The organism is Sandarakinorhabdus sp., from assembly GCF_031422795.1.
GTDB lineage: Bacteria > Pseudomonadota > Alphaproteobacteria > Sphingomonadales > Sphingomonadaceae > Sandarakinorhabdus.
Genome location: NZ_JANPML010000303.1, coordinates 1 through 7,705, shown reverse-complemented (window position 1 = coordinate 7,705; position 7,705 = coordinate 1). Strand labels below are relative to the sequence as shown.

Here is a 7,705-nt window from a genome sequence, read left to right as displayed (position 1 = left end):
GGGCCTGGCCCAGGCCATGGAGCTGAAACTGGTGCAATGGCCAGAAAGCCCGGCGGACTGGTGGGACAACTGGAAGGCTGATCCGCTGGCGATTCTTCTGCAGCTGGTGGGCATGCTGTTGTCGGCCGCACTGCTCAGCCTGGGCGCGCCTTTCTGGTATGAAATGCTGGCCAATCTGATCAAGCTGCGTTCGACCATGGCCCGCAAGGAAGAGGCCGGGCGATTGGAGCGGCAGACGACGCAGCCGGGCTAGGGGCGGCGGCGAGACTGTGTGGTTTGGCCGTCAGCCTCTACTCTCTAGAGGCCTATGAGGGTCGCTCTATGGGTGGAAAGCGTGGTTCGGGGAAACCCTCTGGGTTCAACCGAACCAATACGGACTTGCTGCTTCGATCCAGCGAGAATTGCTTGTCCATTGTTGCAAACAGCGCACTCAGCTGCTTGTGACCATATTCGCGCGGATCAAAATCTGGCTTTATAAGCAGTAACTGCGACCCGACGGCGCTGAGCGGCGCTGCACCATCATTGTCGCCGGCAGCCCGGTCAATTGCAGCTTTCAGCAGCCAAGCGACATCGGGCAGCTGCTGCATCGCCGGCGCTGCACTTGGCTGTTCTGGTGGAAGACTGATGTTTTCCAGATAGATAAAACGCTTACAGGCCTGAACCAGGCCTTTTGGTGCCTTGCGGTCGCCAAAGCCGAAGACGTCTTTTCCTTGTTCGCGGATACGCGCAGCAAGCCGTGTGAAATCGCCGTCGGCAGTGACGAGGCAAAAGCCGTCGAACCGGCCACTGTGCAGCAGGTCCATCGCATCGATCACCATTGCGATATCCGAAGAGTTCTTGCCGCTAACGGTGGGGAAATGCTGGGGCAAGATACCGAAATCTGCCAACACGGCGGCCCAACTCTTCATCTTGGTACCGCTGAAATCGCCATAGATGCGCCGGACAGACGCTTCGCCAAGTCCAGCGATTTCCTCGAAAAGCTGCTTGGCCAGCTTGGCTGGAACATTTTCGCCGTCGATCAACACGGCAAGGCGGGGAGAAGCGCTGCTCATTCACGCAACCTGCCAATCCGGCCCCGATGCCGCAAGGGGGCAAGCAAACTTGCCGGTGAGCCGGCTTTGCTCTAGGCGCTCTCGCCCAAGGAGCAGGCTTATGACAGCGCGCACAGCAAGCATTTCCCGCGTGACCAAGGAAACCCAGGTCGAGGTCCATGTGAACCTTGACGGCAGCGGCACGTACGACGTGTCGACCGGCATCGGCTTCCTCGATCACATGCTGGAGCAGTTGTCGCGGCACAGCCTGATCGATCTTACCGTGAAGACCACAGGTGATCTGCACATTGATGGCCACCACACCACCGAAGATACCGGCATCGCCCTGGGTGAAGCCGTGGCCAAGGCGCTGGGCGATCGGCGCGGCATCACGCGCTATGGCGATGCGCTGATTCCGATGGATGAAACGCTCACCCGCGTCGCGCTCGATATTTCGGGCCGGCCTTTCCTGGTGTGGCGCACGGCGTTCAGCCAGCCCAAGCTGGGCACGCTGGATACCGAGATGTTCAAGGAATTCTTCGCGGCCTTTGCCGGCAGCGCGGGCATCACGCTGCACATCGAGACGCTGTATGGCGTCAACAATCACCATATCGGCGAAAGCTGCTTCAAGGGCGTGGCGCGGGCGCTGAGGGCGGCGGTGGCGATTGATCCGCGCAAGAGCGATGCGATTCCATCGACCAAGGGCACATTGGGCGGTGCCTGACACGGTTGCGCTGGTTGATTATGGGGCTGGCAACCTGCGCTCTGCGGCGCGGGCGCTGGAACGGGCCGGCGCGCGCGTTGTCGTGACCGACGATCCGGCGGTGATTGCCGGTGCCAGCCGCATCGTGCTGCCGGGCGTCGGCGCCTTTGCCCAATGCATCGGCCAGCTGCGCGAGAAAACCGGCATCGAGGCGGCGCTGAACGAAGCGGTGAACGGGCACGGCGTGCCGTTCCTGGGCATCTGTGTGGGCATGCAGTTGCTGGCCAGCGAAGGCCATGAACATGGCGTTCACCAGGGCCTGGGCTGGCTGCCGGGCGCGGTGGAGCGGCTCACCCCGTCTGATCCGGCGCTGAAAATCCCGCACATGGGCTGGAACCGGGTCGAAGCCGTCAACGGCGCGGATGTGCCGTCGGGCGATGCCTATTTCGTGCACAGCTATGCCTTCACTCCCCATGATCCGGCCGATGTGCAGGCGGTGTCCGATCACGGCGGGCGCTTTGCCGCCATCGTCAAGCGCGGTCACATCACCGGTGTGCAGTTCCACCCGGAAAAGAGCCAGGCCTATGGGCTGGCGTTCCTTCACAACTGGTTGAATCCATGATTATTTTCCCGGCCATCGATCTGAAGGGCGGCCAGTGCGTGCGCCTTGCCGAAGGCGACATGAACCGCGCCACGGTTTATGCCGATGATCCCGCCGCGCAGGCCGCGCTGTTCCGCAGCGCCGGCGCGACGCACCTGCACGTGGTTGATCTGGATGGCGCGTTCGCTGGCGACTCCCGCAATGCCGCCGGCGTAAAGGCCGCGCTGTCCGGCTTTGGCGGCGGCAAGGTGCAGGTCGGTGGCGGCATCCGCACCGCAGCGCATGTCGAAACCTGGTTGGCGGCCGGCGTGTGGCGCGTGGTGATGGGCACCGCCGCGCTGGAAAATCCCGATCTGGTGCAGGGCCTGGCCGCCGAACATCCCGGCTGCATCGTGGTCGCCGTCGATGCCCGCGATGGCATGGTGGCAACGCGCGGCTGGGCCGACGTGTCGACGTTGGCCATCGCTGATCTGGCCAGGCGCTTTGAAGATGCCGGCGTGGCCGCCGTGCTGTTCACCGATGTTGGCCGCGACGGGATGCTGAAGGGCGTGAATGTCGAAGCCACCGCGGCACTGGCGGCGACAACCAGCCTGCCGGTGATTGCGTCGGGCGGCGTCGCCTCCATCGCCGATATCCACGCGCTGATCGGCAAGCCCGGCATCGAAGGCGTCATCACCGGCCGCGCGCTTTATGATGGCCGGCTCGATCTGGCCGAGGCCATTCGGGTGGCCGCATGACGCTGGCTGTCCGCGTCATCCCCTGCCTCGATGTCGCCAATGGCCGCGTGGTCAAGGGCGTCAATTTCGTCGCGCTGCGCGATGCCGGCGATCCGGTGCAGATTGCCGCTGCCTATGATGCGGCGGGCGCTGATGAACTCTGCTTCCTCGACATCACCGCTTCCCACGAAAATCGCGGCACGCTGCTCGATATCGTCGAGCGTACCGCCGATCAGTGCTTCATGCCGCTTACTGTTGGCGGCGGCGTGCGTTCGGTCGATGATGCCCGCGCGCTGCTGCTGGCCGGGGCTGACAAGGTCGCCGTGAACAGCGCCGCCGTCGCCCGCCCCGCCCTGATCGGCGAACTCGCCATGCGTTTCGGCGAACAATGCGTGGTGGTGGCGGTGGATGCCAAGGCCGTGGCGCCGGGCAAGTGGGAAATCTTCACCCACGGCGGCCGCAAGGCGACCGGCATCGACGCCGTTGCCTATGCCATCGCAGCGGCGAAGCTGGGCGCCGGCGAAATCCTGCTCACCTCGATGGACCGCGATGGCACCAAGGCCGGTTACGACCTCGCGCTCACCCGCGCCATCGCCGACGCGGTGCCAGTACCGGTGGTCGCATCGGGCGGCGTCGGCGGCGTCGCCGATCTTGTCAGCGGCGTGCGCGACGGCCATGCTTCGGCTGTGCTGGCGGCCTCCATCTTCCATTTCGGCGAAGTCACCATCGGCGAAGCGCGCGCTGCGCTGGCATCGGCCGGCCTGCCGGTGCGGGAGGTTTTTCATGGAGCGCTTTGATCAATTGCTGGCCACCGTTATCGAACGCCGCGCTGGCGACCCGGAAACCTCCTACGTCGCCCGCCTCACCGCCAAGGGCCGTGCCAAGATGGCGCAGAAGCTAGGCGAGGAAGCGGTGGAAATGGTCATCGCCGCCGTCAGCGACGACAAGGCCGGACTGGTGTCGGAAGGGGCCGATCTGATGTTCCACCTCGCCGTGCTGCTCGCCGATGCCGGGCTGAATTTCGACGACATCCGCGCCGAACTGGCCCGCCGTGAGGGCATTTCGGGGATCGAGGAAAAGTCCAAGCGGGCGACGTAGGGGGGCCTCCGGCGGGCAGGGGCTGAGCCCCTGCACCCACTTTCGTTTTTGGTTCATCCTCAATTTTCAAGCATTTGTCATGCTGGCCTGCGCCAGCATGACAAATGCTAATAGTGAGGGGCTGCCCCAAGCGAACGGGTGCAGGGTCTGCGACCCTGCCCGCCGGAGGCCCTCCTTACACGATCCGCGAGAACGCCTTCAGCTTGCGCGCCGTGGCTTGGGCTGCCGCCTTGTCGCCCTTGGCCAGCACGGCAGCCAGTTCCAGTCCCTGCCGCTTCAGCATGGCTTCAAACCCATCGGTGGCTGGCAGCGTTTCCAGGCCTTTCAGCAGGCCGGCGGCGCGCACGGCATTGCTGGCGTCCAGATCGAGCAGGGTGATGGCGAAGAACACCCGGGTGGAGGGCAGGCCGGGCGCCAGTTTCAGCGCCTGAGCGTAGCAGCGCTCCATCTCGGATTTCTTCGCGCCAAGGGCGGTGCCGGCGAGGAAGCTGCCCACCGTGGCGACCGCGCCGCCGTGCCAGCCGCCCAGCGCCCCCCACACCAGGCTGTTGCTGGGGTGGGCAGTGCGGATCGCTTCGAAACGGCGGCGGGTGTCCTTGGCCAGCGCGATGCCGCGGGTGAGCTGGGCGCGATAGGCGATGGCGATGGCCTTTTGCAGCTGGGCGTCCACGCTGCCGGGCGCGCGGGCCAGCGCGTTATCGAAGTCCTTCTCGGCAGCAGCGACCAGGGCCAGGGCGCGATCCTTGTCGGTGGTTTGATAGCCGGCGATGGACAATTGCGCGCGGCCGGCGAGCACCAGGCTCTCCACGCTGTTTTCCGCCCGCCCGTCGCGCACGGCGGCGGCCCAGTTGCCGGCGCGGAATTCATCAATGGCCGCGGCGCTGGCCGGGCTGGCCAGCAGCAGCATCAGGGCGGTGCGAATCTTGGTCATGCTGTTTCCCGCTTGGACAGGGTGATGATGTCGGCAATACTCACCTTGCCAGAACGGCAGCTGAATCCCAGCCCTCGGAGTTGACGCAGATGAGCGAATTTACCGGAAAATCGGTCATGGTCCTTGGCGGCAGCCGCGGTATCGGCGCGGCCATCGTGCGCCATTTCGTGGCGGCGGGGGCAAAGGTGCAGTTCAGCTATTCCGGTTCGCCCGATGCGGCGGCGGCGGTGGCGGCAGAAACGGGCGCCACGGCGGTGAAGGCCGACAGCGCCAACCGCGACGAACTGATCGCGGCGGTGGCGGCGGCCGGCGCGCTCGACATCATGATCATCAACGCCGGCGTGGCGATCATGGGCGATCCGCTCACACTTGATCCCGATGCCGTGGACCGGCTGATCGATATCAACGTGCGCGCCGTCTATTTCGCCGGTGTCGAGGCCGGGCGGCAGATGCACGACAATGGCCGTATCATCATCATCGGCTCGGTGAACGGCGATCGTGTGCCGGGGCCGGGCTTCACCGCCTATGCCATGTCCAAATCCGCCGTGCAGGGCGCCGCCCGCGGCCTGGCCCGCGATTTCGGCCCGCGCGGCATCACCGTGAACGTGGTGCAACCCGGCCCGGTGGATACCGACATGAACCCGGCCGGCGGCCCGATGGCCCCGATGATGCACGGCGCCATGGCCATCAAACGCCACGCCCACGCCGATGAAGTGGCGAGCATGGTGCTGTTTCTGGCCAACCCAGTGGCGGCGATGATCACCGGGACGACGCAGACGATTGATGGTGGGTTGGGAATTTAGGGCTCGGAAGAAAAGGGAGCCTCCGGCGGGCAGGGACGCAGTCCCTGCACCCGTTTGTTTTGGAGCGGTCTTCATTCCGGAAGATCAAGGGAAAACTCCGAACGCCACCAGTCGCGGTTTTCGGCAGTGTCGGTCAAAAGGTCGGTTCTCCCGACATGCGGCTTGGAAATCAGCAGGATGGCGCGCGTGAATCTTGATATCCACCCAAACTGCGCCTGCAATTCGTCCCAACTGATCGAGTGTGTCTCGTCGTTGATTTCCCAGCGTAGGGTGGCTGGCCCCTGTTCGGTCTCCGCCTGAATATCGATCAGACCGTGACACAAGCCGTTGCGAACCTGCAGCGGTTCTTGCAACTGCCTTAAGACTGTCTTGGCCAGTAGTGGCGCCAAACAAACGTTTGGGTGGCGCTCGCTTACCATCGTTTCCCATGCTCGCAGCACGTTGCCGGCGCCATGAAGTTTTGCCGGAAGTGCGCTCTCAGCGCCGGTGATTTGCTCGCGCATCGCCTTTTCCAAGCGCGACCAAACCAGCAGCAGCGATCCCAACGCCCCGCTGATCTTGTGATAATCCACTTCCAACTTTCTTCGACTCCCGCGCACTTTAAACGAACGGGTGCAGGGACTGCGTCCCTGCCCGCCGGAGGCCAGCCTTCCTTCAGCCCTTCAGCGCATCCGCGATCAGCGCCCGGCTCTGCGGCAACCCGTACAGCGCGATGAAGCTGCCCATGCGGGGGCCGTTTTGGCTGCCAATGAGGATTTCGTAGAGCGATTTGAACCAGTCGCGGAGGTTTTCGTAGCCGGCGGCCTTGCCGGCTTCGTAGACTTCGAACTGATAGGCTTCGGCGTCGCCGTCTGCGCCCACAGCGGCGAGGCGGGCATCGAGGTCCTTCAGGGCGGCGGCTTCGGATTCCGTTGGTGCGCGGCGCTTGAGGCCGGGGATGACGAAATCGCGAGCATAGGCCGCCGCGTGATGCACCAGCCGGTCGAGCAGCTTGTGGGTTTCCGGGCTGGAGCCGGGGGCATAGCGCTTCACGAAGCCCCACAGCCGGGCCGGATCGTCGGTGGCGGCGACCGAGGCGAGGTTGAGCAGCAGCGAGAAGCTGACCGGCAGCGCGTGGGTGGGTGGCTTGCCTTCGTGGACATGGTGCACCGGGTTGCCGAGCTGCTGTTCGAACGGTTGTTCGGGATAACGGCTCAGGAAATCGGCATAATCTTCGATGGCGCGCGGGATCACGTCGTAATGCAGGCGCTTGGCCTTGCGCGGGCTCTGGAACATGTAGAGCGCCAGGCTTTCGGGCGGGCCGTAACCCAGCCATTGTTCGATGGTCAGGCCGTTGCCCTTGGACTTGGAAATCTTGGCGCCTTCGCCATCCAGGAACAGCTCGTAATTGAAGCCGGCGGGCGGGTTGCCGCCCAGCGCACGGACGATCTTGCCGGAGAGCATGACCGAATCGATCAGATCCTTGCCGGCCATTTCATAATCAACGCCCAGCGCCAGCCAGCGCATCGCCCAATCCACCTTCCACTGCAGCTTGCAATGACCGCCGGTGACGGGAACGGTAACGGTTTCGTTGGTGCCGGGGCGGATGTAGGAGACAGTGCCGGCGGCGACATCGCGCGCGATGATCGGCACTTGCAGCACATGGCCGGAGACGGGATCGACCGGCAAGCACGGCGAGTAAGTGGCGCGGCGTTCGGGGCCGAGGGTGGGCAGGATGATGCCCATCACGTCGTCGTAATGCTGCAGAATTTTCAGCAGCGTCGCATCGAACATGCCGCTGGCGTAGCATTCGGTGGACGACAGAAATTCATACTCGAAGCCA

At 64.4% G+C, this 7,705-nt stretch carries 11 protein-coding genes; 7 read left to right on the top strand and 4 right to left on the bottom strand.

Annotation, left to right across the window (positions count from 1 at the left end):
* A partial coding sequence (locus RMO81_RS10985) for a hypothetical protein (protein WP_310475439.1) occupies positions 1 to 253 on the top strand: 253 nt, incomplete at its 5' end.
* Between the two features lie 52 nt (positions 254 to 305).
* On the opposite strand, the gene RMO81_RS10980 is transcribed toward RMO81_RS10985, so the two are convergent.
* Positions 306 to 1,052 (bottom strand): NYN domain-containing protein, encoded by a 747-nt coding sequence (locus RMO81_RS10980; protein ID WP_310475904.1) that lies wholly within the window; start codon positions 1,050 to 1,052, stop codon positions 306 to 308.
* A 100-nt stretch (positions 1,053 to 1,152) separates the two neighbouring features.
* Between RMO81_RS10980 and hisB the strand changes: the two genes are divergently transcribed.
* The 5 genes from hisB to RMO81_RS10955 are packed head-to-tail and all read left to right on the top strand — an operon-like array spanning position 1,153 to position 4,149.
* A complete protein-coding gene (hisB, locus tag RMO81_RS10975; protein WP_310475903.1) occupies positions 1,153 to 1,755 on the top strand; it encodes an imidazoleglycerol-phosphate dehydratase HisB in 603 nt (200 codons plus the stop codon).
* Positions 1,748 to 2,356 (top strand): imidazole glycerol phosphate synthase subunit HisH, encoded by a 609-nt coding sequence (gene hisH / locus RMO81_RS10970; RefSeq protein WP_310475902.1) that lies wholly within the window; start codon positions 1,748 to 1,750, stop codon positions 2,354 to 2,356. The genes hisB and hisH overlap by 8 nt, the downstream gene beginning before the upstream one ends.
* Positions 2,353 to 3,072: a 1-(5-phosphoribosyl)-5-[(5-phosphoribosylamino)methylideneamino]imidazole-4-carboxamide isomerase gene (gene hisA / locus RMO81_RS10965; RefSeq protein WP_310475901.1), complete on the top strand. Its 720-nt coding sequence runs from the start codon at positions 2,353 to 2,355 to the stop codon at positions 3,070 to 3,072. Before hisH ends, hisA begins: the two co-directional genes overlap by 4 nt.
* Positions 3,069 to 3,848: an imidazole glycerol phosphate synthase subunit HisF gene (hisF, locus tag RMO81_RS10960; protein WP_310475900.1), complete on the top strand. Its 780-nt coding sequence runs from the start codon at positions 3,069 to 3,071 to the stop codon at positions 3,846 to 3,848. Before hisA ends, hisF begins: the two co-directional genes overlap by 4 nt.
* Positions 3,835 to 4,149, top strand: coding sequence for a phosphoribosyl-ATP diphosphatase (locus RMO81_RS10955; protein ID WP_310475899.1), 315 nt, complete (start codon positions 3,835 to 3,837; stop codon positions 4,147 to 4,149). Before hisF ends, RMO81_RS10955 begins: the two co-directional genes overlap by 14 nt.
* Positions 4,150 to 4,324: 175 nt before the next feature.
* On the opposite strand, the gene RMO81_RS10950 is transcribed toward RMO81_RS10955, so the two are convergent.
* Positions 4,325 to 5,080, bottom strand: coding sequence for a hypothetical protein (locus tag RMO81_RS10950; RefSeq protein WP_310475898.1), 756 nt, complete (start codon positions 5,078 to 5,080; stop codon positions 4,325 to 4,327).
* 89 nt (positions 5,081 to 5,169) lie between these two features.
* On the opposite strand from RMO81_RS10950, the gene bdcA reads away from it, so the two are divergent.
* Complete coding sequence (bdcA, locus tag RMO81_RS10945; protein WP_310475897.1) at positions 5,170 to 5,883, top strand: SDR family oxidoreductase; 714 nt, start codon at positions 5,170 to 5,172, stop codon at positions 5,881 to 5,883.
* A 71-nt stretch (positions 5,884 to 5,954) separates the two neighbouring features.
* On the opposite strand, the gene RMO81_RS10940 is transcribed toward bdcA, so the two are convergent.
* Together RMO81_RS10940 and lysK are read right to left on the bottom strand one after the other, a co-directional pair.
* On the bottom strand, positions 5,955 to 6,455 hold the full coding sequence (locus RMO81_RS10940; protein WP_310475896.1) for a hypothetical protein: 501 nt from the start codon (positions 6,453 to 6,455) through the stop codon (positions 5,955 to 5,957).
* Between the two features lie 82 nt (positions 6,456 to 6,537).
* Positions 6,538 to 7,705: lysine--tRNA ligase (lysK, locus tag RMO81_RS10935; protein ID WP_310475895.1), on the bottom strand; the 1,168-nt coding region annotated here is incomplete at its 5' end.